This window comes from Paracoccus ravus (assembly GCF_004522175.1).
GTDB lineage: Bacteria > Pseudomonadota > Alphaproteobacteria > Rhodobacterales > Rhodobacteraceae > Paracoccus > Paracoccus ravus.
In genome coordinates, this window is the sequence record NZ_SDEB01000012.1 from 63,731 (window position 1) to 87,944 (window position 24,214).

At 64.3% G+C, this 24,214-nt stretch carries 26 protein-coding genes and 1 tRNA gene; 11 read left to right on the forward strand and 16 right to left on the reverse strand.

Annotated features, from left to right (window positions below; translation table 11 throughout):
- Positions 1–150: 150 nt before the first annotated feature.
- From ccoP to ccoN, 4 genes are read right to left on the reverse strand one after another with little or no spacing between them, the layout of a single operon-like run.
- Positions 151–1,185 (reverse strand): cytochrome-c oxidase, cbb3-type subunit III, encoded by a 1,035-nt coding sequence (gene ccoP / locus ESZ60_RS11455; RefSeq protein ID WP_209021290.1) that lies wholly within the window; start codon positions 1,183–1,185, stop codon positions 151–153.
- Positions 1,185–1,373 (reverse strand): cbb3-type cytochrome c oxidase subunit 3, encoded by a 189-nt coding sequence (locus ESZ60_RS11460; protein ID WP_134680721.1) that lies wholly within the window; start codon positions 1,371–1,373, stop codon positions 1,185–1,187. Before ESZ60_RS11460 ends, ccoP begins: the two co-directional genes overlap by 1 nt.
- Before the next feature lie 9 nt (positions 1,374–1,382).
- Positions 1,383–2,108 (reverse strand): cytochrome-c oxidase, cbb3-type subunit II, encoded by a 726-nt coding sequence (gene ccoO, locus ESZ60_RS11465; protein ID WP_134680722.1) that lies wholly within the window; start codon positions 2,106–2,108, stop codon positions 1,383–1,385.
- A 9-nt stretch (positions 2,109–2,117) separates the two neighbouring features.
- Complete coding sequence (gene ccoN / locus ESZ60_RS11470; protein WP_134680723.1) at positions 2,118–3,737, reverse strand: cytochrome-c oxidase, cbb3-type subunit I; 1,620 nt, start codon at positions 3,735–3,737, stop codon at positions 2,118–2,120.
- Between the two features lie 238 nt (positions 3,738–3,975).
- On the opposite strand from ccoN, the gene ESZ60_RS11475 reads away from it, so the two are divergent.
- The gene (locus ESZ60_RS11475; RefSeq protein ID WP_134680724.1) at positions 3,976–4,809 is read left to right on the forward strand and encodes a universal stress protein; all 834 of its coding nucleotides are present in this window, start codon (positions 3,976–3,978) and stop codon (positions 4,807–4,809) included.
- A gap of 14 nt (positions 4,810–4,823) precedes the next feature.
- On the opposite strand, the gene fnrL is transcribed toward ESZ60_RS11475, so the two are convergent.
- Positions 4,824–5,573, reverse strand: a complete 750-nt coding sequence (fnrL, locus tag ESZ60_RS11480) for a transcriptional regulator FnrL (RefSeq protein WP_134680725.1) — start codon at positions 5,571–5,573, stop codon at positions 4,824–4,826.
- 52 nt (positions 5,574–5,625) lie between these two features.
- Here fnrL and hemN point away from each other — a divergent pair, with 52 nt between their 5' ends.
- Positions 5,626–6,981, forward strand: a complete 1,356-nt coding sequence (gene hemN, locus ESZ60_RS11485) for an oxygen-independent coproporphyrinogen III oxidase (protein WP_134680726.1) — start codon at positions 5,626–5,628, stop codon at positions 6,979–6,981.
- Positions 6,982–6,984: 3 nt separating this feature from the next.
- Here hemN and ESZ60_RS11490 read toward each other — a convergent pair whose 3' ends face one another.
- The 3 genes from ESZ60_RS11490 to ESZ60_RS11500 all read right to left on the reverse strand — a co-directional run bounded on the left by ESZ60_RS11490 (position 6,985) and on the right by ESZ60_RS11500 (position 11,100).
- A complete protein-coding gene (locus ESZ60_RS11490; protein WP_134680727.1) occupies positions 6,985–7,911 on the reverse strand; it encodes a cation diffusion facilitator family transporter in 927 nt (308 codons plus the stop codon).
- Between the two features lie 81 nt (positions 7,912–7,992).
- Positions 7,993–10,812: a DNA polymerase I gene (gene polA / locus ESZ60_RS11495; protein WP_134680728.1), complete on the reverse strand. Its 2,820-nt coding sequence runs from the start codon at positions 10,810–10,812 to the stop codon at positions 7,993–7,995.
- 99 nt (positions 10,813–10,911) lie between these two features.
- Positions 10,912–11,100, reverse strand: coding sequence for a zinc-finger domain-containing protein (locus ESZ60_RS11500; RefSeq protein ID WP_134680729.1), 189 nt, complete (start codon positions 11,098–11,100; stop codon positions 10,912–10,914).
- A gap of 69 nt (positions 11,101–11,169) precedes the next feature.
- Between ESZ60_RS11500 and ESZ60_RS11505 the strand changes: the two genes are divergently transcribed.
- Positions 11,170–12,132, forward strand: coding sequence for an ABC transporter ATP-binding protein (locus ESZ60_RS11505; protein WP_134680730.1), 963 nt, complete (start codon positions 11,170–11,172; stop codon positions 12,130–12,132).
- 3 nt (positions 12,133–12,135) lie between these two features.
- Here the strand turns inward: ESZ60_RS11505 and ESZ60_RS11510 are convergent, their stop codons facing one another.
- Both ESZ60_RS11510 and ESZ60_RS11515 read right to left on the reverse strand, forming a co-directional pair.
- Positions 12,136–12,510 carry a histidine triad nucleotide-binding protein gene (locus tag ESZ60_RS11510; RefSeq protein WP_134680731.1) on the reverse strand — a complete coding sequence of 125 codons (375 nt, stop codon included), beginning with the start codon at positions 12,508–12,510 and terminating at the stop codon, positions 12,136–12,138.
- A gap of 16 nt (positions 12,511–12,526) precedes the next feature.
- Positions 12,527–14,104, reverse strand: coding sequence for a DUF5928 domain-containing protein (locus ESZ60_RS11515; RefSeq protein WP_134680732.1), 1,578 nt, complete (start codon positions 14,102–14,104; stop codon positions 12,527–12,529).
- Between the two features lie 135 nt (positions 14,105–14,239).
- Here ESZ60_RS11515 and ESZ60_RS11520 point away from each other — a divergent pair, with 135 nt between their 5' ends.
- The 4 genes from ESZ60_RS11520 to ESZ60_RS11535 all read left to right on the forward strand — a co-directional run bounded on the left by ESZ60_RS11520 (position 14,240) and on the right by ESZ60_RS11535 (position 17,616).
- Positions 14,240–15,058, forward strand: a complete 819-nt coding sequence (locus ESZ60_RS11520; protein WP_134680733.1) for a sulfotransferase family protein — start codon at positions 14,240–14,242, stop codon at positions 15,056–15,058.
- Between the two features lie 247 nt (positions 15,059–15,305).
- Positions 15,306–15,512, forward strand: coding sequence for a 50S ribosomal protein L32 (rpmF, locus tag ESZ60_RS11525; protein ID WP_134680734.1), 207 nt, complete (start codon positions 15,306–15,308; stop codon positions 15,510–15,512).
- A 17-nt stretch (positions 15,513–15,529) separates the two neighbouring features.
- Positions 15,530–16,645: a phosphate acyltransferase PlsX gene (plsX, locus tag ESZ60_RS11530; RefSeq protein ID WP_134680735.1), complete on the forward strand. Its 1,116-nt coding sequence runs from the start codon at positions 15,530–15,532 to the stop codon at positions 16,643–16,645.
- Complete coding sequence (locus tag ESZ60_RS11535; protein ID WP_134680736.1) at positions 16,645–17,616, forward strand: beta-ketoacyl-ACP synthase III; 972 nt, start codon at positions 16,645–16,647, stop codon at positions 17,614–17,616. Before plsX ends, ESZ60_RS11535 begins: the two co-directional genes overlap by 1 nt.
- Here the strand turns inward: ESZ60_RS11535 and ESZ60_RS11540 are convergent, their stop codons facing one another.
- Positions 17,617–17,892 (reverse strand): DksA/TraR family C4-type zinc finger protein, encoded by a 276-nt coding sequence (locus ESZ60_RS11540; RefSeq protein WP_134680737.1) that lies wholly within the window; start codon positions 17,890–17,892, stop codon positions 17,617–17,619.
- A 151-nt stretch (positions 17,893–18,043) separates the two neighbouring features.
- On the opposite strand from ESZ60_RS11540, the gene ihfA reads away from it, so the two are divergent.
- From ihfA to ESZ60_RS11560, 4 genes are all read left to right on the forward strand, one after another.
- Positions 18,044–18,352 carry an integration host factor subunit alpha gene (gene ihfA / locus ESZ60_RS11545; protein WP_134680738.1) on the forward strand — a complete coding sequence of 103 codons (309 nt, stop codon included), beginning with the start codon at positions 18,044–18,046 and terminating at the stop codon, positions 18,350–18,352.
- Positions 18,352–18,897, forward strand: coding sequence for a MerR family transcriptional regulator (locus tag ESZ60_RS11550; protein WP_134680739.1), 546 nt, complete (start codon positions 18,352–18,354; stop codon positions 18,895–18,897). The genes ihfA and ESZ60_RS11550 overlap by 1 nt, the downstream gene beginning before the upstream one ends.
- A 114-nt stretch (positions 18,898–19,011) precedes the next feature.
- Positions 19,012–19,089: transfer RNA gene (locus tag ESZ60_RS11555), tRNA-Pro, on the forward strand.
- Between the two features lie 62 nt (positions 19,090–19,151).
- A complete protein-coding gene (locus ESZ60_RS11560; RefSeq protein WP_134680740.1) occupies positions 19,152–20,225 on the forward strand; it encodes a 2'-deoxycytidine 5'-triphosphate deaminase in 1,074 nt (357 codons plus the stop codon).
- On the opposite strand, the gene ESZ60_RS11565 is transcribed toward ESZ60_RS11560, so the two are convergent.
- The 5 genes from ESZ60_RS11565 to ESZ60_RS11585 all read right to left on the reverse strand — a co-directional run bounded on the left by ESZ60_RS11565 (position 20,222) and on the right by ESZ60_RS11585 (position 24,153).
- The gene (locus tag ESZ60_RS11565) at positions 20,222–20,425 is read right to left on the reverse strand and encodes a hypothetical protein (protein WP_134680741.1); all 204 of its coding nucleotides are present in this window, start codon (positions 20,423–20,425) and stop codon (positions 20,222–20,224) included. The genes ESZ60_RS11560 and ESZ60_RS11565 overlap by 4 nt on opposite strands.
- Before the next feature lie 11 nt (positions 20,426–20,436).
- On the reverse strand, positions 20,437–21,087 hold the full coding sequence (gene scpB / locus ESZ60_RS11570; protein WP_245155670.1) for an SMC-Scp complex subunit ScpB: 651 nt from the start codon (positions 21,085–21,087) through the stop codon (positions 20,437–20,439).
- Complete coding sequence (locus ESZ60_RS11575; protein ID WP_245155675.1) at positions 21,084–21,809, reverse strand: segregation and condensation protein A; 726 nt, start codon at positions 21,807–21,809, stop codon at positions 21,084–21,086. Before ESZ60_RS11575 ends, scpB begins: the two co-directional genes overlap by 4 nt.
- 199 nt (positions 21,810–22,008) lie before the next feature.
- Positions 22,009–22,995: a glycoside hydrolase family 3 N-terminal domain-containing protein gene (locus tag ESZ60_RS11580; protein WP_134680743.1), complete on the reverse strand. Its 987-nt coding sequence runs from the start codon at positions 22,993–22,995 to the stop codon at positions 22,009–22,011.
- A gap of 3 nt (positions 22,996–22,998) precedes the next feature.
- A complete protein-coding gene (locus ESZ60_RS11585) occupies positions 22,999–24,153 on the reverse strand; it encodes an SPOR domain-containing protein (protein ID WP_134680744.1) in 1,155 nt (384 codons plus the stop codon).
- Positions 24,154–24,214 lie beyond the last annotated feature (61 nt).

Below are 24,214 nucleotides of genomic sequence, written 5' to 3' on the forward strand. Positions count from 1 at the left end.
CTGTGGCGGGCCGTTCGGGACCTGCCCCGCTTGGCTCGCCGTGATCCGCGCCCGGCCGGGCGCAGCAGTTTCGGTTTCGACACCGACCCCGGGATGAAGCGCGTGATGCCGGGGCCGGTGTCTCCCCGCCAAGGAGGCGGGGGTCGGTGTTCACTCGCCGCCGCCCAAGGCGTGGACATAGGCGGCCACGGCGCGGATATCGGCTTCTGACAGACGGTCGGCCCATGCCGGCATGACGCCATACGGGCCGTCATGGACAATGCGGGTAATTGTCGCGGCGTCCGAGCCGTAGAGCCAGACCGCGTCGGTCAGGTCCGGTGCGCCCTGCGCGCGGTCGCCCGTGCCGTCCTCGGCATGGCAGGAAGAGCAATTGTCGGCAAATAATGTCGCGCCTTCCGAGGCCAGCGCCGGGTCATGCGGCTTGTCGCGCAGCGCGAGAACGTGGTTCACGATCTGCCGGATCTGGCCATTGTCGAGCAGCTCGTCCGTGCCGAAGCGCGGCATCTCGGAATAGCGGGTCTCGCTGTCCTTGGGGTCGCGGATGCCGTGTTGAACGGTGGTGTGGATCTCGTCCAGTGAACCGCCCCAGAGCCAGTCATTGTCCAGAAGCGAGGGATAACCGACGGCCCCGCCCGCCCCCGATCCGTGGCATTGCGCGCACCATGTCCGAAAGATCGCGCCCCCGGCATTGGCGGTGTAGTTGGCGAGTTCCGGATCCGCGGCGATCTGGTCCAACGGGGTTTCCACAAGCTTTGCCTGGATAGGCGCATTGGCCTCGGCAAAGCTGCGGATCTCTTGCGCGACCTCGGAGCGGTAATTCGTGCCCAGCAGCCCCTGGGTCGCCTGTCCGATCAGGGGAATGGCGGGATAGGCGATGACATAGCCAACCGCCCAGATGACGGTAGCGTAGAAGGTCCAGAGCCACCAGCGCGGCAGCGGATTATCATATTCCTCGATCCCGTCCCAGCTATGCCCGGTCGAGGGCACCTCGACCACATGCCGCAGCCCCTTGCGGTCGCGCACCACACGGGTGCTGCCCGGCTTGTGCAGCGGCTCGCCATCGGGGCCTTCGGGGGGGTGGGCAAGGATCTGGGCCTTGTTTTCCTCATCCGCGGCCATGCGTTCCAACTCGATCCTGTTGTCGGGGTTCTGGGGGCTCGTGTGCTCGTCTTTCTCGTCGGCCATCACTCGACCTCCTCTTCACCCTGGGTTGCCGGGCGTTTCTCGTTTCGGAAGATGCTTTCGGCGGCGTCGCGATGCAGCGGACGCGATCCCGGACGCCAGGCAAAGATGATGGTGCCCACAAAGAACAGCACCAGCGTCAGCAGGACCCAGCTGTCCGCGAGTTCCCGAAGGAATGAATAGCGGTCCATTGCGCCGCCCTACCGCTTTGCATCCGGCTCGAAGGTCGAGAAATCGACCATCGTGCCCAGAACCTGAAGATAGGCGATCAGGGCGTCCATCTCGGACACGCCGGGTCGGCGGTCGAAATTGCGCTGCTGCGCGCCGGGATAGCGTTCTTCCAGCCCCGTGGCATCGGCATCGGGATCCGCCTGGGCACGGAAATCGGTGATCGCGGCCTCGACCATTTCTTCGGAATAGGGCACGCCGACGATCGCATCCGTCGCAAGTCGGTCGCTCATGTTCGACGGATCGATCCGACGGTCATGCAGGAAGCCATAGGCCGGCATGATCGATTCCGGGACGACGGCCTGCGGATTGGTCAGGTGGTCGATATGCCATTCGTCGGAATAGCGACCGCCGACCCGCGCCAGATCCGGCCCGGTGCGTTTCGACCCCCATTGGAACGGATGGTCATACATCGACTCGGCGGCAAGGCTGTAATGGCCGTAGCGCTCGACCTCGTCGCGCATCGGGCGGATCATCTGGCTGTGGCAGACATAGCAGCCCTCGCGGACATAGATGTCGCGGCCTTTCAGTTCCAAGGGGGTGTAGGGGCGCACGCCCTCGACCTTTTCGATCGTATTCTGAAGGTAGAACAGCGGCGCGATCTCGACGATGCCGCCGATCGTGACCACGACGAAGGAAAAGACCAGCAGAAGCGTGGCGTTTTTCTCAAGGATCTTGTGTTTCTCAAGGATTGCCATGATCGCTCCTCACTCGGCGGGGACGGCGATGGTCGTCGCCTGCGTCTTGGGCTGACGGTTGACCGTGGCCCAAAGGTTGTAGCACATGATCACCCCGCCGGTCAGGTAGAGGACACCTCCCAGTGCGCGCACCACGTTCATCGGGAATTTCGCCGCGACGGTGTCGGCGAAGGCGTTGACCAGGAAGCCCTGGGCATCGACCTCGCGCCACATCAGCCCCTCCATGATCCCCGACACCCACATCGAGGCGGCGTAGAGAACCAGGCCAATGGTCGCGAGCCAGAAATGCCAGCTCACCAGCGCGTTCGAATAAAGCCGGTCACGACCCCAAAGTCGTGGCGTCAGGTAGTAAAGCGCGCCAAAGGTGATCATGCCGTTCCAGCCCAGCGCGCCGGAATGCACATGGCCGATGGTCCAGTCGGTGTAATGCGACAGCGAGTTGACGGCCTTGATCGACATCATCGGCCCCTCGAAGGTCGCCATGCCATAGAAGCCCACGGCCACGACCATCATGCGCAGCACCGGGTCCGTGCGCAGCTTGTCCCATGCCCCCGAGAGCGTCATGAGCCCGTTGATCATGCCGCCCCATGAGGGCATCCACAGCATGATCGAAAACACCATACCCAGCGTCGATGCCCAGTCGGGCAGCGCCGTATAATGCAGATGGTGCGGACCCGCCCAGATATACAGGAAGATCAGCGCCCAGAAATGGATGATCGACAGCTTGTAGCTATAGACCGGGCGCTCGGCCTGTTTCGGGATGAAGTAATACATCATCCCAAGGAACCCGGCGGTCAGGAAGAAACCGACCGCATTATGCCCATACCACCATTGCGTCATCGCATCCTGCACGCCCGAAAAAAGCTGCACCGATTTCGAACCGAGGAAACTGACCGGAACCGACAGGTTGTTGACGATATGCAGCATGGCGATCGTCACGATGAACGAAAGGTAGAACCAGTTCGCGACATAGATATGGGGCTCTTTCCGTTTCAGGATCGTGCCCAGGAACACGGCCAGATAGGCGACCCAGACCAGCGTCAGCCACCAGTCCACATACCATTCCGGCTCGGCATACTCCTTGGATTGCGTCGCGCCCAGAATATAACCTGTCGCCGCCAGCACGATGAAAAGCTGGTAACCCCAGAACACGAACCAACCCAGATTGCCGCCCCAGAGCCGCGCCGCCGAGGTGCGCTGCACGACATAGAACGAGGTGGCGATCAGGGCGTTGCCGCCGAAGGCGAAGATGACGGCCGAGGTATGAAGCGGGCGCAGCTTGCCGAAGTTCGTGTAGCCCTGCGTCACTTCGCTCAGGTTCAGCGCCGGGAATGCCAGCTGAAAGGCAATGACCACGCCGACCAGAAAACCGACGACCCCCCAGAAGGCCGTGGCGATCACCCCGGCCCGAACCACGCCGTCGAAATATTCCGTCTCGGGATGGGGCTCCAGCGCGGGCTGTTCATTGCCCATCTGCCGCAGCACGCGGATGAACATGAACCCTGCAACCAGCATGATGATCACGGCATTGACCGTATAGGCCGGATCATCCGGGCGCGCCCAGTTGGCGGCGATGGCGGCCAGTACCGCAATCACTCCCAACATTATAAGCTTGATGGAGTCCAACATGCGAATCGTGTCCCTTCCTGCTTGGTCAGGGGCGTCCATTGCACGCGCTCTTGCGTTCTTCCGACGGGCCTGACGGAATAAGGCTACCTGCAAAGGCTCTCACGGCTCTTTGATCTGCGTCAACCTTGCTCCGGACAAAGCCGTGTAAACTTGGAGAAATGCCGGACAGGATTTCCGGAAGGGAACACCGGCCCGGCCCGACCGAACGCAACGTCATCCGCGGAGGTAAAGAGCGACCATGCCGTATAAATCCATCTTGACCGTCATCACCAGCGACAGCCAGCACGAGCAACTGGAATCCGCCATCGCCATGACACGCCGCGAGGAAGGGCATCTTGATGTGTTCTGCCTTGGCATCGACCATACCCAAAGCGGATATTATTACGCCGGGGCTTCGGCCTATGTGTTCCAGGAATCGATCGACCAGGCGATGGCCGCGGCGGCCGATCTGGAAAACAGCATCCGCGACCGGCTTCATGCCGAGGATATCCGCTGGGGCGTCGATTCGGCGGTGGCCCAGATGGGCGGGCTCTCGACATTGGTCGGGATGCGGGCGCGTTATTCGGACCTCGTGGTCATGGGCCAGCCCTATGGCAAGGGTGCGCCGCCCGATGCCGAAGCGATCACCGAGGCCGCGCTGTTCGAGGGCTCTGCCCCCTTGCTGATCGTGCCGGGAACACTGCATGAACCCTTTGGTCGCAAGATCCTGATCGCATGGAACCAGTCCAGCGAGGCGATGGTCGCCGTCCGCCGTGCGATGCCCTTGCTGCAAGCCGCCGATCAGGTCGAGATCACCGTGGTCGATCCCTCCCCGAACGGTCCCGAACGCTCGGATCCCGGCGGCGCGCTGTGCCAGATGCTGACGCGTCAGGGCGTCAGGGCCGAGATCGCCGTCCTGGCCCGCACCCTTCCCCAGATCAGCGATATCATCAACCGCCGCGCGACCGAGATCGGCGCGGATATGATCGTGATGGGGGCCTATGGGCATTCCCGCTTCCGCCAGGCGATTCTGGGCGGGGCCACGCGGAACATGCTGGAAAAGGCATCGATGCCAATCTTTATGGCGCGCTAGAGCACGTCGCGGAGTCAGGCGGGCAAGCCACCGTCGCTGTCATCGCCGCTTTCAAGGACCAGCGCCTCGAAATCGGGGATGATGACCCGGCGTTTGCCTTCCAGCGTGATTACCCCTTCGCGATTGAGCGCGTTGATCTGTCGGCTCACCGTTTCCAGCGTCAGACCAAGGTAATCGGCCATGGCCTCGCGCGTGAGCGGCAGGGCAATCGCAAAACGTCCCTTGGGGCGCTGTCGGGACAGGGCCGCCTCGCGGCGCGCCAGAATCACCAGGAGCGACGCGATCTTTTCGCGGGCGGATTTGCGGCCCAGCAAAAGCAGCCAGTCCCGCGCGGCATCAAGCTCGTCCAGCGTCATTTCCAGCAAGCGCCCCGACAGATGCGGCGATTGCGCCAGCAAGGCCTCGAACGGCTTGCGCCGAAAGCAGCACAGCACGATCTCGCTGGTGGCGGTGACGGTATAGGCTGCGACGCGACGTCCCGGACGGCCCAGAAAATCGCTTGGCAAGAGCAGGCCCACCATCTGTGTGCGCCCGTCCTCGAGCTGCTGCGTCAGCCCGGCCATGCCCGAGACGACCGAGCCCACGAAATCCATCTGATCGCCAGCCCAGACGATCACCTGCCCTGCCTCGAAGCTGCGGTAATATTTGATGCCCTCAAGCTCGGCCAGCTCGTCGGTTTCGCAATGCGCGCAAACCGCCCGCGTGCGGATCGGGCAAACATCGCAGGCCTGCTGCGACGACAGGTGAGCCATTTCGTGCGGCATGTGTTGATCTGCATCAAGGTAGGAAACGAGGGGTGCCGTTAAGAATAATCACATGGAACAGCAATCGCAACTTCGGCGGCTCGGATTGTTCGACGCCCGTGTGCCCCGATACACCAGCTACCCGACGGCACCGCAATTCACCAGGAATATCGGGCCTTCGCATTTCCGCGACTGGATTTCCGCGATCCCCGCGGGGGACGCGATCTCGCTTTACATCCATGTGCCATTCTGTCGCAGGCTGTGCTGGTTCTGCGCCTGCCGCACCCAGGGCACGCAGTCTGAAGATCCGGTCCGGGCTTATGCGCAGACGATCCTGGATGAGATCGCCTTGCTGAAAACCGCCATCGCGCCGGGCGTGCGGCTGTCGCGCCTGCATTGGGGCGGAGGCACCCCGACCTTGATGCCCGCCGAGACGATCCGCAGGGTTGCGGAAGCGGTGTTCTCGGCCTTTCCCCTGGCCGAGGGCGGCGAATTCTCGGTCGAGATCGACCCCAATGAAATCGACGTGCCGCGCATGGATGCTCTGGCCGAGGCAGGGCTGAACCGCGCCTCAATCGGGGTACAGGATTTCGATCCCGATATTCAGCGCGTGATCGGCCGCGAGCAGAGCTATGAGCTTACCCGCCGCGCCGTGGACATGATCCGAGATCGCGGCATTGCCAGCCTCAATGCCGATATCCTTTATGGCCTGCCCGATCAGGATCCGGACCGAATCGCCCGCACCGTCGGGCAGTTGATCACACTCGATCCCGACCGCGTCGCGCTTTACGGCTATGCGCATGTGCCCTGGATGGCCAAGCGTCAGGTCATGATCCCCGAGGAAAAGCTGCCCGGCCCGCAGGAACGGCTGAGGCTGTTCGAGGTCGCGCGCGACATGTTCACCGCCGAAGGCTATGCCGAGATCGGGATAGATCATTTCGCCCGTCCCTGCGACGGGCTCGCCCGCGCCCAGTCCGAGGGGCGCCTGAGGCGCAATTTCCAAGGCTATACCGACGATCAGGCGGGCGTCTTGATCGGGCTGGGCGCCTCGTCGATCTCGCGTTTCCCGCAGGGCTATGCGCAGAACACGCCCGCGACCGGGGCCCATGTCGCGGCGATCCGCGACGGGCGCTTCTCGACCATGCGCGGTCATGCCTTCTCGCCCGAGGATCATTGGCGCGCCCGCATGATCGAGGCGCTGATGTGCGATTTCGAGATCCGGGCCAAGGAATTCATCGAAGAACATGGGTTCACGCCGTCCGGGCTCGCGGCGTTGCTGGCCCCTGTCGCCCGCGAATTCGGAGATATGGTCGAACATGATGCGCAGGGGCTGCGCATCCCGCCGCATTGCCGGGCGCTGACCCGGATGGTGGCGCAAAGATTCGATGCCTATGAAATGGCGGCATCGGGCCATTCCTCGGCGATCTAAGGTTTAATGGCCGTGCTCATGGCATAGATCGCCGCAGGGCTCGCCCAGCCATTCGCTTTCGATCGTGACGTGATCCACCGAAAATTCGCGCCGCAACATCGCCTTGGCCCCGCGAATGGCGGCGGATGCGTCTGACTGGGGACGCATGACCAGATGCGCGGAAAGCGCGATGCGATGCTCGTCGATCTGCCACAGATGGATGTGATGGACATCCTCGACGCCCGAGACGCCGCGCAGGGCTGCCTCGACCGCGCCGTGATCCGTGCCCGGCGGAGCGCCCAGCATCAGCATCCGCATGATCGGGCTGATCTCGCGCACGACATGCCACAGGATCACCCCCGATATGAGCAGCGTCAGGATCGGGTCCGCGATGTTCCAGCCAAAGGCCCAGATCATCAGACCGCCCAGGATGACCGCGACCGAGACGCCTGCATCGGCGAGATTGTGCAAAAAGGCCGCACGGATATTCACGCTGTTGCGCGCCGCGCGCCAGACCAGCGCCGCCGTCGCGAGGTCGATCACAAGGGCCAGCGCCGCCAGGGCCATGACCAGCCCCGCCTGCACCTGCGGCGGCTCGACAAGACGGCCCAGGGCTTCGATCGCCAGCCAGACCGAAACCGCGATCAGGGCGATGTAATTGACGAAGGCCGCGACGATCTCGGCCCGACTCCAACCGAAGCTCATCTCGGGGCTGGGCGGTCGCCGCGCAAGCCTGCGCGCCCCAAAGGCCAGGACCAGCGCGAGCGCATCCGACAGGTTATGCACCCCATCCGCGATGAGCGCCGTCGAATCGGCCAGATAGCCCCCTGCGACCTGCGCGACAGTCAGGGCGAAATTGATTGCCACCGCCGCGATGATCGTGCCATCCCCCGCCCCTGCGGGCAGATGGCTGTGACCATGCCCGCCGTGATCGTGGTGATGATGCGCCATGTGACCCCCTGCCTGATACGGAAGAAGCGGGCAGAAACCTGCCCGCTTCTTCGTTTCACGAAACCCGCGGCAAGGAAAGGCTCAGTGCGCCTCGGCCCAGTTCGCACCCACGCCCGCGTCGACGATCAGCGGCACGTCCAGCCTGATCGCGGGTTCGGCCGCATTCTCCATCACTTGACGGGCGCTGCGGATCAGATCCTCCACCGCGCTTTCCTCGACCTCGAAGACCAGTTCGTCATGCACCTGCAAGAGCATCTTGGCAGGCAGGTCGCGGATCGCTTCGGGCATCCGGATCATGGCGCGGCGGATAATGTCGGCGGCTGCCCCTTGGATCGGGGCATTGATCGCCGCGCGGCGCGCGCCCCCTGCAGCGGGACCGCTTTGATTGATCCCCGGCGTCTTGATGCGCCGACCGAAGAGCGTGCGCACGAAACCGTCCTGCTTCGCCTCTGCGACGGTGCGGTCCATATAGGCGCGAATCTCGGGAAAACGCTCGAAATAGGTGTCGATGAAGGCCTGGGCCTCGGCGCGCGGGATGCGCAGGTTGCGCGCAAGGCCGAAGCCCGAAATGCCATAGATCACGCCGAAATTGATCGCCTTGGCGCGGCGGCGGATCATCGGGTCCATGCCTTCGACCGGGACGCCGAACATCTGGCTTGCGGTCATGGCGTGAATGTCGATGCCGTCGCGGAAGGCCTGTTTCAGCGCCGGGATCGCGGCGACATGGGCCAAGATGCGCAGCTCGATCTGGCTGTAATCGAGGCTGACGATCCGCATCCCCGGCCCCGCGACGAACGCCTCGCGGATGCGGCGGCCCTCATCGGTGCGGACGGGAATGTTCTGCAGGTTAGGCTCGGTCGAGGCCAGACGCCCGGTCTGCGCGCCCGCGATGGAATAGCAGGTATGGACGCGGCCCGTCTCGGCATTCACATGGGTCGGCAGCGCATCGGTATAGGTCGATTTCAGCTTCGAGATGCCGCGCCAGTCCAGCACCCGCGCGGGCAGGTCATGGCCTTCGGCGGCGAGGTCTTCGAGCACCTCGGCATTGGTCGAGAAGGCCCCGGTCTTGCCCTGCTTGCCGCCCGAGAGGCCCATCCGCTCGAACAGGATCTCGCCAAGCTGCTTGGGGCTGCCGACATTGAAGGGACCGCCGGCAAGGCCGTGGATTTCCTCTTCCAGCGCGGCCATCTTCTGGGCAAAGGCGCTCGACATGCGGCGCAGGTGGTCGGCGTCGATGCGGATGCCCGCCATCTCCATCCCAGCCAGAACCGGGACCATCGGGCGCTCCAGCAGTTCATAGGCCGTCGCGACATGCTCGCGGCCCAGAAGTGGGCGGAAATGATGCCAGAGCCGCCAGGTCACCTCGGCATCCTCGGCGGCATATTCCGCCGCCTTCTCGACCGGCACCTGGGCGAAGCCAATCTGAGTCTTGCCCGAGCCAATCAGATCCTTGATCGGCACGCATTTATGGCCCAGATAGGTTTCGGCAAGCTCATCCATGCCGTGATTATGCGCGCCCGCGTTCAGGGCATAGGACATCAGCATCGTGTCATCGACCGGAGCCACGCGAATGCCCAGTCGCGCCATGATCTTGCAATCATATTTGACGTTCTGGCCGATCTTCAGAACGGCGTCATCCTCGAGCATGGGCTTGAGCAGATCGAGCGCGCGGCCCAAGGGCATCTGACCTGCGGCCAAAACCGGCCCGCCAAAAAGGTCTCCCGCCGCCCCCTCGCCGACATGGGCAAGCGGCAGATAGGCCGCGCGACCCGGGCCGGTGCAGAGCGAGATGCCGACCAGTTCCGCCCGCATATCGTCAAGGCCGGTCGTCTCGGTGTCAAAGGCGACGACCCCCTTTTCCGAGATTTCGGCCAGCCATTCGGCCAGCGTGGCCTCGTCGCGAATGATGACATAGGAACTGCGGTCGATCGGCGGCAGTTCGACCAGAGCGCGTCCGGCAAGCGCGGCTGGCGCGACCGAGGCCGCCTCGGCGATCACCGGCGCTTCGGTGCCGAAACGCTCGGCGACGCGCTGCGTCAGGGTGCGGAACTCCATCCGGGTCAGAAACTCGAGCAGCGCGTCGGAATCGGGTGCACGCACCTCCAGCGTTTCCAGCCCGAAATCGATCGGCGTGTCGCAATCCAGTTCGACCAGCCGTTTCGAGATGCGGATCTGCTCGGCGAAATCGATCAGGGTCTGGCGGCGCTTGGGCTGCTTGATCTCGGCGGCGCGTTCCAGAAGCGCTTCAAGATCGCCATATTCCTGAATGAGTTGCGCGGCGGTCTTGATGCCGATTCCAGGTGCGCCGGGCACGTTGTCGACCGAATCCCCGGCCAGAGCCTGCACGTCCACCACGCGGTCGGGACCGACGCCGAATTTCTCGAAAACCTCATCGGGGCCAATTTGCTTGCCCTTGATCGGGTCCATCATCTCGACGCCATTGCCGACAAGCTGCATCAGATCCTTGTCGGAACTGATGATGGTGACACGGCCGCCCGCGTCCCTTGCCTTGCAGGACAGCGCGGCGATGATGTCATCGGCCTCGAAACCCTCGGTCTCGATGCAGGCGATGTTATAGGCCCGCGTCGCCTCGCGGGTCAGCGGGAATTGCGGGCGCAGATCCTCGGGCGGCGGTGGGCGGTTCGCCTTGTAGAGCGGGTAGATGTCATTGCGGAAGGTCTTGGACGAATGGTCAAAGATCACCGCGACATGGGTCGGCTGGTCCGAGGGTTTGCCGCCCTGGATGTATTTCCACAGCATGTTGCAAAAGCCCGCCACCGCGCCGATCGGCAGACCGTCGGATTTGCGCGTCAGCGGCGGCAGCGCGTGATAGGCCCGGAAGATGAAGGCGGACCCATCGATCAGATGCAGATGGTGGCCCTTGCCGAATGCCTCAGTCATATATGCCCCCGTCTCGCGCAAATTCTGGCCTCCCTTCTGCCACGAAGGCAGCCGGGGGCCAAGACCGGGCGGGGAACTAACTGCGGCCGGGACCGCGCGTCAGTGGTCGTCGTGGGCGTGGTCGCGGTCGATCACGAAGCGCTTGTCACAATAGCCGCATTCGACCTCGCCGCTGTCATGCGGGATCGCCAGCCAGACGCGGGGATGGCCAAGGCCCAGCGATTCATCCCCTTCGCAGGCGACCTTCCAGGAGGTGACGATCTGGGTCTCGGGGGCCGGAAGTGTCATGGCGTTTCCTTGAGCTTTGACGACGGTAGGGTTTAAAGCGGTACGGATCATAATGTCTGGAGCAAGGCGATGCCAGCCCCCCAAGAGCCGAACGGCGCCGGAAACGCAATCGAGATCAGCGGACTGACCAAGACCTATGCCGCCTCTGGTCAGGCCGCGCCGAAACAGGCCCTCAAGGGGCTGGATCTGGCGATTCCCGCCGGCTCGGTCTTTGGCCTGCTGGGGCCGAATGGCGCGGGCAAATCGACGACGATCAATATTCTGGCCGGGCTGGTGCGCAAGAGTGCGGGCAAGGTCACGATCTGGGGCTTCGACCAGGACGTCAATCCGCGCCAGTCCCGCGCCGCGATCGGGGTGATGCCGCAGGAACTGAACATCGACCCCTTCCTGTCGCCGCGCGCCAGCCTCGAGGTGCAGGCCGGGCTTTACGGCGTCCCCCGCCGCGAGCGCTGGACCGACGAGCTTCTGGAACTGGTCGGCCTGACCGATCAGGCCGAAAGCTATGCCCGCCACCTTTCGGGCGGCATGAAGCGGCGGTTGTTGCTGGCCAAGGCGCTGGTCCACCGCCCGCAGATCCTTGTCCTCGACGAACCGACGGCGGGCGTGGACATCCAGCTGCGCGAGATGCTGTGGCGCAATGTGCGACGGCTGAACGAGCAGGGCATGACGATCATCCTGACCACGCATTATCTGGAGGAAGCCGAGCAGATGTGCGACCGGATCGCGATCATCGACCGGGGCGAACTGCTGCTTTGCGAAGATACCGCCGCGCTGCTGTGTCGGGCGGATTCCAAGACCTTGGTGGTGGATACCGGCCCTGCCCGCGCCATCCCGGCCCTGCCCCAGGGCGTCCAGGCCCAGCGGCGCGCCGACGGACGTCTGGCGATGAGCTACCCTCCGTCACGCGTGCCGACCGACGCCCTGATCGACGCCATCCGGGCCGAGGGGCTGGCGATCCGCGATGTGGCGGTCGAAGCGCCGGATCTGGAGGACGTCTTTGTCCAGCTGACCTCGCGCCCCGCCCCCCGCTAGGGCTTAGGCCGGCTCGACCATGCGGCCGATATTGCGGCCACCCAGAATGTGCAGGTGGAAATGCGGCACTTCCTGCACACCATGTTCCCCGGCATTGGTGATCGCGCGGTAGCCCTGCCCCTTGTCCAGATCGACGCCCAGTTCGCGGGTCAGCCGGGCCACTGCACGGGTGAAGTCGAGGATCTCGGCATCCGAGGCATTGGCCGCGAAATCGTCATAGCTGACATAGGCGCCCTTGGGGATCAGCAGCACATGAACCGGCGCTTTCGGCATGATGTCGTGAAAAGCCAATGTGTGCTCGGTTTCCAGAACCGTGCGATTCGGAATCTCGCCCCGCAGGATCCGCGCAAAGATATTCGTGTCGTCATAGGCCGGCATCAGCCCCTCCTGTCGTCTAGTCGCTGAAGAGATGTTCGATCGCCGCGAGCCGCTTGGCCTGCTGCGGCATGATGTCGAGGAATCCGGCGATCTGCACGGCATTGTCCTCGACGCTGCGCCAGGGCGCGATCGAATGGAAATGCGCAAGCTCGAGATCGCGCAGGCGCTCGGCCTCGTGCTCGAGATCGGCCCGGACGGTCGAGATCAGCCGGTCGATGACCTCGGGCGGAGTTTGCGGCCCGGCCAGGCCGACGCGGCCGATATGCCCGCGTACATACTCATCGTCGAATTGCGCGTCGATCAGCAGGATCCGGGTGTCCGCCTTGTCGCCCAGCAGGTCCTGGATCAGGTCCAGGGCCGAGGGATCAAGGCAGATCACCAGCCGGTTCGATTCGAACTGCTCGAAAAGCAGGCGCAGCAGGGCGCGTCGGTGGCGCTCGCGCTTGGCGACCGTGGTCTCGACCCCGCCGAGATCGGGAAGCCCCGCCTCACGCTCGTTGAACAGGTAATCGACGGCCGGGATGTCGGTATTCTTGCGAATCGCCTCGGTCAGGCGCTTGGCGACATGCCATTTCTTGGCCACGACCACGCGCAGCGAATTCTCACGACCCAGGCTTCCCTCGGTCAGCCAGAAGCGTGGCGCGAATCGGCGGCCGACGCGTCCGCGCGCGGTCAGGAACTTGAATAGCCCGGTGCCCTCGTTCGAGATCGGGAAATGCACCCCGGTCGCGGCCCAAAGCGCGCCGAGGCGCTCGCGCAGGCGCAGCGCCTCGGGGCTGATCTTGCGGGCAAAGAGATAGTTCTGGCCCATCAGCAGATCGTAATGATCGTTATAGAAGGTCAGCGGCATGCCGTAATCGGTAAAGACCAGATAGGTCAGAGTGCGGGTGCGCAATTGCTTGCGCGGCACGACATGGCGCACAACGGTCTGGAAAAAGGTTTCATCCGGGATCCAGGTCGTCGCGAAAAACCGCATCACATCCGGGCGCGAATCGCAGAATTCCAGCACCCGCTCGATGGTCTGGCGGCGCAGGCACCACCATTGCGAGCCAATCATCACCTGAATATCCGCAGGAATCCTGCGGGTCAGACGGAAGCGCCTTTGCAACGCATAGCTGGCATAGAATCGCTTGGGCTGGGTCCGCTCGTTGAACCAGTGGCGGTAGATCAGCCGCTCTTCGCGCATCCCCGTCTTGATCCAGTCGGATTTGAAGAAATCGAATGATTCGATGTAGTCACAATCCTCGGCATCCAGAAAGGCATGGGCATATTCGGCCGATTTGATCGGCATGCAATCGCCTGAAAGCATGTAGAAATGGCTGGCCGCAGGAAAGGCCGCCACCGCCGCCCGGACCGCCTCGAGGGTCGCCGCGACAAGCGTCCATTCGCCCCAGCCGCATTTCCAGCGGCGCGCGGCAAAGACCACGGCCGGATTGTCGCCGAGTTCGGTACGGATCACGTCGTAATCGCGCTGACTCGCCCGCGCATCGAAATGGATCGATACGTAATCCCCCGAAGCTGCCAGGCGGCGGGCCTGGGCGATAATTCCCTGAGGATCCTTGTGGCAGAGCAGAATAAAGGCAATTCGCGCCATTTATGTGTTCAATCCATCCATCGCCCTTGGCGAAACCTGCACGCGGTTGAAAGTCTCGAAACGATTTGCATTCTGTGTCTAACGATTTTGGCAAGGTCGGCAACCCGGCCGCGCCTCGAACAAGGAAATGTGGCAATGGGATTTCCCGGAACCTGGATGACGGAAAGCGAAAGCATGGTCTATCGCGTCGTCCCGAAATGCGCCTGCTCAACAATCGGCCAGATCATGTTTTATTCCGATCATGGGCGTTATTTCGACGGCGACATCCATGATTCGACCAGCGGGCTGCACAAGTGGAATCAGGATGCCAGCCAGCGCGTGATCGAGGAGAAGGTCAAAAACCACGGCGCATTGACCTTTACCTGCGTGCGCAACCCCTATTCGCGCATCCTGTCGTCGTTCTTTGACAAGATCGCGGGCATCCAGCGCAACGGCAAGCGCTATCGCGGCAATCTCGTGCCGCAGCTGATCCAGCGTTATGGCATTGATGTCGGCAGCCCCGAGAATGATTTCGATTTCGACCAGATCGCCAGTTTCAGGCGCTTTTTGCTCTTTGCCCGCGACACCATCCGCTGGCGTCGCCCGATGGAGCCCGACATCCACTGGTCGGCCATGTCCGGCCATATCGCCACCTTCATCGTGAATGGAGGGCGCTATGACCAGATTTTCTTCACCGAGAAATTCGACGAGGGGATGCAGAAGGTGCTGGACGCGGCACCGGTCACCCACAAGCTGAACCTGGCCGACGTCCCCAAGTTCAACGAATCGGAAGGTCACGGCCCGAAGCGCAAGCACAAGGTCAGCGACTATTTCGACGATCTGTCGCGCCATCTGGTCTGGGAGATCTACAAGAAGGATTTCCAGCTGTTCAAATATGACTTCGACGATCCCGACAACAAGTTCCCAAAATCGGCCGTCGATATCGAGGAAGTTCACGTCAAGCTGGGGCGCTAGGGAGCCGGCGCGCGGGCTCGGCGGGGATTTTTTCGCCCCCGGCAAGTTCGGACTTGCGCAATCACGCGAAATCGCTATTTTGCCGCGTTCATTCGACCGGCGGGGGAGACCCAGACCGAGCTCCCCTGCGTGAAACTTCGGATCGCGCCTTGCGGAAGACGCGTCATTGGCCTATGCCCCGCCCAGACCCGATATCAGAATCCGGGGCCGCCGTGAGGCCGCCCCCCGAACCACTTGAGGTTGTGACATGGCCGTCCCTCAGAACCGAGTTACCCGGTCCCGCCGCAACATGCGTCGCTCGCATGATGCACTGGTTGCCGGCAACCCGAACGAATGCTCGAACTGCGGCGAGCTGAAGCGCCCGCATCACGTCTGCCCGTCCTGCGGCCATTACGCCGACCGCGAGGTCGTGGCGCAGGCCAACGAAGTCGATCTGGACGACGACGCGGCCTGAACGGACCGACCGAGGACATGACTTCGGCGGATAATTCGGTCATCGCGCACGGCCCGGACTTCAAGGGCGGCGTGGTGATTTCCGTTGACGCGATGGGCGGCGACCGCGGCCCATCCGCTGTCGTCGCGGGGATTGCGCAAAGCGCCGAGAAAAATCCCGACATCCGTTTCATCGTCCACGGCCCCAAGGCTGAACTCGATCGGCTGATCTCGCTGAAAAGCGGGCTGGCTCCGCGTTGCGACATTCGCGACGCGGCCGGAATCGTCACGATGGAGGACAAGCCCAGCCAGGTGCTTCGCAAGGGCGAAGGCACCTCGATGTGGTCTGCCGTGGAATCGGTCCGCAAGGGCGAAGCGACCGTTGCCGTCTCTTGCGGCAATACCGGCGCGCTCATGGCGTTGTCGATGCTGCGTCTGCGCAAGCTGCCCGGCGTCAACCGTCCCGCCATCGCCTGCCTCTGGCCCTCGCGCAATCCGCAGGGTTTCAACGTCATGCTCGACGTCGGCGCCGATATCCGCGCCGATGCGCAAGACCTGTTGACCTATGCGCTCATGGGCGCATCCTATGCCCGCAACGGGCTTGGCCTTGCCCGTCCGCGGGTGGGGCTCTTGAACGTGGGCACCGAAGAGCACAAGGGCCGCGCCGAACTCAAGCAGGCGCATGAGCTGATCGGCGAGAAGGCCGATGCCGGACAATTCGACTATGTCGGTTTCGTCGAAGGCGGCGATCTGCCCTCGGCGCGCGTCGATGTCATCGTGACCGACGGCTTCACCGGCAATATCGCGCTGAAGACCGGCGAAGGCACCGCCAAGCTGGTCGGCGATTTCCTCAAGGAAGCCTTCGGCAATTCCATCATGTCGAAATTCGCGGCGCTTTTGGCGATGACCTCGCTCAAGCGCCTGCAGAAGCGGATCGACCCGCGCCGCGTCAATGGCGGGGTCTTTCTGGGCCTGAACGGCATCGTGGTGAAATCCCACGGCTCGGCCGACGAGACCGGCGTATCCGCCGCGATCAAGCTTGCCTTCCAACTTGCGCAATCGGGCTTCCACGACCGCCTCGCGGCGCGCGTGGCGCAGTCGCTTGCGCCGGAATCTGCCGGCACGGCCGGCGCAATACACAAGGGGACGTCCTGATGCGGCGTGCGGTAGTCCGGGGCACGGGTCATTACCTGCCCGAGCGCGTGGTCGAGAACAGCTGGTTCGAAGGCCGGGTCGAGACCTCTGATGAATGGATCCGCACCCGCACGGGCATCGAACGCCGCCATTTCGCGGCCGAAGAGCAACGCACCAGCGATCTGGGCATCGCCGCCGCCCAAGCCGCGCTCGACAATGCCGGATTCACCGCCGATCAGATCGACGCGGTGATCGTGGCGACCTCGACGCCGGATTTCACCTTTCCCTCGGTTGCGACGATGATCCAGGCCGGGATCGGCATGACGCGGGGCTTTGCCTTTGACGTGCAGGCCGTCTGTGCCGGTTTCGTCTTTGCCCTGGCCAATGCCGATGCGATGATCCGCTCCGGTCAGGCCGAGCGCGTTCTGGTGATCGGGGCCGAAACCTTCAGCCGCATCATGGACTGGACCGATCGCGGCACCTGCGTGCTGTTCGGTGACGGGGCGGGCGCGCTGGTACTGGAAGCGGTCGAGGGCGAGGGCACGAGCGATGATCGCGGCATTCTTGCCACCGATCTGAACAGCGACGGCAAATATCGCGAATTGCTATATGTCGATGGCGGCGTCGCCTCGACCGGCACGGCGGGCCATCTTCGGATGCAAGGCAATCTCGTCTTCCGCCACGCGGTCGAGAAACTCGCCAATACCGCGCATCACGCGATCGACAAGGCCGGGCTGACGCCCGAAGATGTCGATTGGCTGGTCCCGCATCAGGCCAATCTGCGCATTATCGAGGCCACGGCCAAGCGCATGCAACTTCCGATGGAAAAAGTCGTGCTGACCGTTGCCGATCACGGCAATACGTCGGCGGCCTCGATCCCGCTGGCGCTGTCGGTGGCGAATGGGCAAGGCAAGTTCCAGCCCGGTCAGGTCCTCGTTGCCGAGGCCATCGGCGGCGGCCTGGCCTGGGGTTCGGTGGTGCTGCGCTGGTAATCAGCGCAGCTGCGAATCCTTCGATCCACGACGGTTGATCCCGGCGCTTGGCCGGAACCGCTTGTCGTGCTGCGACTGGCAGGTGACGCAAAGTCGCACGCCGGGGATCGCAACACGTCGCCGCGCGGGAATGTCTTCGCCGCATTCATCGCAAAATTCTGCGCTTTCCGCATCCGAGCGGCGGGCATTGCGTGCCCGCATCCGCTCGATCGCCTCTCGGGTCGAGACATCGATCTGGTCATTCACCGCATCGTCGCGCGTCCAGCCTCCGGCCATCACCCTTTCTCCTTGCGCTGCCCCTGTCCCGTCAATGATACCGCGCGAATATCCGGCGGGAAATCAATTCTCTGGAACCCGCAAGCCGCCGTGCTGGTTGACAGCAGTTAACAAAAAAATCATCCTTCGGAACATGAGCGAGGTTACCCCGATGAGCGACTCCACCCTGACCCGCATGGACCTGGCCGAGGCCGTGTTCCGTGAGGTGGGCCTATCCCGCCACGAATCCGCCCAGCTGGTCGAAAGCGTTCTGAGCCATATCTCGGATGCGCTGGTGCGCGGCGAGCAGGTCAAGATTTCGTCCTTTGGCACCTTCTCGGTGCGCAGCAAGAACGAGCGCGTCGGTCGCAATCCCAAGACCGGCGAAGAAGTTCCGATCACGCCGCGGCGCGTGCTGTCCTTTCGTCCGTCACATCTGATGAAGGACCGGGTCGCCGCAGGCAACAAACCCGGTAGCTGATGGACAAGTCCCCCGATGCGTTCAGGTCCATTGGTGAGGTGGCCCGTCTGGTCGGCGTCGCGCCCCATGTCCTGCGCTATTGGGAGACCCAGTTCACTCAGCTTTCCCCCGTCAAGCGCGGGGATGGTCGGCGCTATTACCGCCCCGATGACGTCCGCCTCGTCGCCGGCCTGTGTCAGGTCATGCGCGAGGAAGGGCTGAGCATACGCGGCGCCAAGCGCATGATTTCAGCGGATCGCGGCCTGTCCCTGCGCCGCATCGGCGAGACACGGCTGGGCGATGCGATGGGTGAACATCTGAACCCTCGCGACGAGACCCCGACATTGCCGGCCGCTGCCGTCGAAAGCAGCACAGAGCCTCTGCCCCGAGCCGAATCGGGCCCGGTTTTCACACCGCCCGAGGCAGGTGCCGCACCCGATCCTTGGTTCGCCCGGCTGGCATCGCTCGCTGCGGCGCTGCGTCAGATGGAAGACACCGGCGCGGCCCCCGCCGAGGGCCTTGCGGCCTTGCATCTGCGGCTTGGCCGTGCCCTTGCAGCGGTTTGAAACCACGCGATTTTCGCCTTGGTGACCGGCGTCATCCCCCGATTGACTTAAATGGCATTTTTTCTGCCCTGCCCCCTTGCGCTCGACTCGCGCTTCCCTCTATATGCCCCTCGTCGGGCCGTGGCGCAGCCTGGTTAGCGCGTCCGTCTGGGGGGCGGAAGGCCGAGAGTTCGAATCTCTCCGGCCCGACCATTCCGAAAACGCCCATCTCTTTCCAGAGATGGGCGTTTCCCCTTTTCTAGAGGAATTTTTCCTTGAACGGTGTTCTGCCCGACCTTGCCCTGCGCCAGCTGATCGAGACGGGGGCCATTTCGGCCGAGCGTCCGATCCTCCCCGAACAGGTCCAACCCGCCAGCCTCGATCTGCGCCTTGGCACCACGGCATGGCGTCTGCGCGCCTCCTTCCTTGCCGGGCGCGGCCGCAAGGTCAGCGAGCGCCTCGCCGATTTCGAGATGCATCGCATGGACCTGACCGAAGGCGCGGTGCTGGAGAAGGGCTGCGTCTATCTCGTGCCGCTGATGGAACGTCTGTCCCTGCCGATGGGCCTCGATGCCGTCGCCAATGCGAAAAGCTCGACCGGGCGGCTGGACCTGCTGACCCGCCTTGTGACCGATGAGGGCACGGAATTTGACCGCCTGCCCGAGGGCTATGACGGCCCGATCTATGCCGAGATTTGCCCCCGCAGCTTCTCGGTCCTGGTGCGGCCCGGGATGCGGCTCAACCAACTGCGGCTGCGCGAGGGACAGGCCGTGCTGTCCGATGACGACCTGCGTGCCCTGCATGCCCGCGAGCCACTGGTCACAGACGAGGCGCTGATCGACGAGGGCCTGGGCTTCTCGGTCGATCTGCGGCCCGAGACCGGCGATCTGGTCGGCTACCGCGCCCGACCGCATAGCGGGGTCATCGATCTCGACCGGATCGGGGCCTATCACGCCTCGGATTTCTGGGATGAATTGCGCACCCGCGAGGGGCAGCTGATTCTCGATCCCGGCGCCTTCTATATCCTTGTCAGCCGCGAAGCGGTGGCAATCCCGCCCGATTACGCCGCCGAGATGGCCCCCTATCTCGCCATGGTCGGCGAGTTCCGGGTGCATTACGCGGGCTTCTTCGACCCCGGCTTCGGCCATGGTTCGGCGGGCCATGGCGCGCGCGGCGTGCTGGAAGTGCGCTGCCACGAGGCCCCCTTTGCGCTCGAACATGGGCAGGTCGTCGGCCGCCTCGTCTATGAACGCATGGCGGCGCGGCCCGAGCGGCTTTACGGCACGGGCATCGCCTCGAATTATCAGGGACAAGGCCTGAAACTGGCCAAGCAGTTCCGGACGGATTAACGCCCCAAGCGACGGGTGATGCGCGCCGCCTGACGGGCGCGCTTCACCATCTGCCGCGCCGATTTCTCGCGCTGGCGCTGCTGCGCCGTCTGCTTGCCGCCGGTCGAGTTCATCTGGCGGATGCCCTTGTTGATCCCCCAATTCATCAGCCGGTTGGTCACCATGCGGCTCAGCATGTTGAAGAACTGGTTCAGGCTCATGCTCTTACTCCCTATTCATCCTCGAAGAGTGCTTCGGGGACGGTGCTGGCGCTTTCTTCCTCTGGCTCATCCTCATCCATAAGCGGCAAGGGCGCGGCCTCGGCCGGAGGACGCGAATCAAGCAGCCCCGCCGCGCGCAACTCGGCCAGCCCCGGCAGATCGCGGGCCGATTCCAGCCCGAAATGATCGAGGAAGGTCTCGGTCACGACGAAAGTCACCGGGCGGCCCGGTGTCTGCCGCCGGCGGCCGACCCGCACCCAATCCAATTCGATCAGGTGATCCAATGTGCCGCGGCTGACGGCGACGCCACGGATTTCCTCGATCTCGGTGCGGGTGACGGGCTGGTGATAGGCGATGATCGCCAGGGTCTCGGTCGCGGCGCGCGACAACCCGCGATTCTCGACGGTGGATTCCTTCATCAGGAAGGCCAGATCCGGCGAGGTGCGGAAGGCCCAGCCCTCACCCATACGCGAAAGTTGTACGCCCCGTCCCTCGTAGCGGGCGCGCAGGCTTTCCAGCGCCTCGGTCACATTGCAGCCCTCGGGCAGGCGCGCGGCGATCTCGCGCAGGCCCAGCGGCTCGGCGCTGGCGAAAAGCACGGCCTCGATCATGCGCTCGGTGGCGGAAAGCGAAAGCGGGGCGAGGGTATCGGGGGTCGTCATTCTTTGCGCCTGCGGATGGTGATGGGGGCGAAGGTCTCGGTCTGGCGCAATTCGATCCGGCCCTGACGCGCCAGTTCCAGCGTTGCGGCAAAGGTCGCCGCCGTGGCCGAGCGCAGCCGCGAGGGATCGCCGTCCCAGCCCTCGGGCAGGAAGGTCGCGAGCATGGTCCAGTCTCCGGCATAGCCGATCATGCCTCGGACACGCTCCAACGCCTGCTCCATGGTGAAGACATCCTTGCGGTCAAAGGCATAGGGCCGAAATTCCTCGCGGGTGCGCAGCCTTGCATAGGCCCGCATCAGGTCGATCAGGCTCGACCGCCATGCCACCTTGCGGTTGCGCGTGATGGCTTCCGGCGCGCCGCGCGCAAAGCGCTGATGCCCCAGCCGGTCGCGCGCCATGAGCCGCGCCGCGGCATCGCGCATGGCCTGAAGCCGTTCGAGTTGAAACGCCAGATGCGCGGCCATGTCCTCGGCCGAGGGGCCCTCGGTTTCGGGATCGGGCGGCAGCAGCAGGCGGGATTTCAGGAAGGCGAGCCATGCCGCCATGACAAGGTAATCTGCGGCCAACTCGATCCTGAGGGCCCGCGCTTGCTCGACAAAGGCCAGATACTGGTCGGCCAGATCCAGGACCGAGACCTGCATCAGATCCACCTTCTGCATCCGCGACAGCGTGAGCAAAAGGTCGAGCGGCCCCTCGAACCCTGAGACGTCCACGCGGAGCATCTCGTCGGCCTGCCGCTGGGCGACATCCCCGGTCACCTCCGGGGAGAGTTCCGGAGAAACCTCTGGGGAAACGTCGGCGGTGCCGAACGAGGCTTGCGTCTCGTCGGCGGCGACGGGTGTCAGATAGGGAACCTTGGTCATCGTCACTCGGGCCGGTTGGACCGGCCAAGAATCCTGCATGGGGGCCGGCAAGTCAATCTTATGCGGCAAGCCCGCCCAAGGCGCGCAGCTCGGCCCGCAATTCGGCGGTTTCGACCGGCTCGGCGGGGCGGCGCAGCGCGAGCGCCCGCGCGCCGCGGCGCAGGGTCTCGGCCGAGGCCGGGCCTGCGGCTGCGACGATGCCTTCCATCTGCGCCAGCGTCTCGTTGCAGGAGAGCACCAGATCGCATCCCGCCGCGATGGTGGCGGCGGCCCGCTCGGCAGGTGTCCCCGACAGCGCCTCCATGCCGATATCGTCCGACATCAGCAACCCGTCAAAGCCGATCCGTTGCCGGATAATGGCGATGACCGGGGCCGAGGCGGTGGCCGGGGCGTCATCAATGGCGGTAAAGCGGATATGCGCGGTCATCGCCATCGGCAGGTCCGAAAGCGCGCGGAAGGGCGCGAAATCGGTCCGGTCGAGTTCCTCGATCGTGGCCTCGACCACGGGCAGATCCTTGTGGCTGTCCACCCGCGCCCGGCCATGACCCGGCAGATGCTTGATGACCGGCAGCACGCCAGCCGCCAGCAGGGCGTCTGCGGCGATCCGGCCCAGTCGGATCACGCTTTCCGCATCCGTGCCAAGGCAACGATTGCGCAGGAAGGGATGGGTATCCGCGCGCGCGATATCAAGGACCGGCGCGCAATCCGCGTCCACCCCCATCTCGCGCAGTTCGCAGCCCATCAGGTGGTGATGCAGCCAGATCGCCCGCTCGCCATTCGCCGCCTGATCCAGCGGCGCGGGCCAGTCCGTCCAATGCGGGGCGCGCATCCGCTGGACCCGCCCCCCCTCTTGGTCGATCAGCACCGGAGCGTCCCGGCCAATCGCCTCGCGCAGATCCGAGGTCAGCCGGTGCAGACGCTCGGGCGTGTCGATATTGCGCCCGAACAAGATGAAGCCCCAAGGATCGGCGGCACGGAAAAAGGCCTTCTCATCGGCCGAAAGATCGGGACCGGCAATGCCGCCCAGAATCGTCGCATTGATCATGGATTATTTCGCCGTCGCGGGAATGCAGTCGATGCCGCCGGCAATCAGCGCAGCGCAGAATTTGCGCGCCTCGTCGCGGGATCCAAAGCCTGCGGCCCGCAGCCGCCAGAAGGTCCGCCCGCCGCTCTCGGCCTCTTGCACGACGCGAGACTTGCCGTCGAAAAGACCGCCGAACTTGCCCGAGACGCGGGCCCATTCGCTCTTGGCGATGGCGTCGCTGTCAAAGGCCCCGATCTGGACCATGGCAGAGCCCGATGCGACCTTGGCCGGTGCGGGTTCCGCAGGCGCGGCGGCGGGGCGGCCGGCCGGCGTTGCGGGGGCGGCGTCGCTGGCGACATTCTGCGCCGCAGCCACGCGGCGCTGCGGTCGGGGCGCCGGACGTGCGGCCTGAAGGGTCGGCGCTGCGGCCGCCAATTGGGCCTCGGCCAAGGCAAGATTGATCGCGTCGTTCTGCGCCTCGCGGCCCTGCAGATCGGTCAGAGCCTCGTTCACCGGAGCCTCGGCGGCCGGCGCATCCGCGATCGCCTCAACGACGCTGTCCGGCTCGACGCTGGTTTCCATGGCGGCCGCTGCCAGCGCTGCGGCCTCATTGTCCGAAAGCGGCAGGACAGGCGCGGTTTCGTCGATCAGCGGCAGGTCGATCGGATGGGCCGGGGCCTGCGCGACCGCGCCCAGATCCCCCATCGGCACATCCTGAGCGTCATCCAGCTGGACCGGCTTCGGCGCAATGGCGATCTCATCGGCCACTCTGGCGGAATTGCCGGCAGCGACCGAATTCACGGCCAGGCCCATCCGGTCAGTCAGCTCGCCGCCCGGATCGGCGGGGGCAGTCCGGGCATCGCCCTGAACGGCGCGGATGACCGGAACCCCCGAGACATCCCGCACCACCAGCTTGAAGCCCCAGACCATCAAGATGACCACCAGCCCGACCGAAACCAGCGCGCCGAAATAATGTGTCAGGCGCGAAAGCCTGACCAGCAAGGGAACCGGCCCGGCATTGGCATAGCCGTCGGCCTGATCATAACGCTGCTCGTCCCAGTCATCCGTGCTCCAGTCATCATGGGACTCGGAGCCTGCACGCCCATAGGAATAATCCTGCGCATGTCGAGTCGACTGCGCGTCCTGAAACCCGCCAGAGCGGAAGTCTACGATTGCCATTCCTGCCTGCCTGCCGGTTCGACCGGTGTCTGCCGTTGCACTGCTCGACACCGGCAGGGCG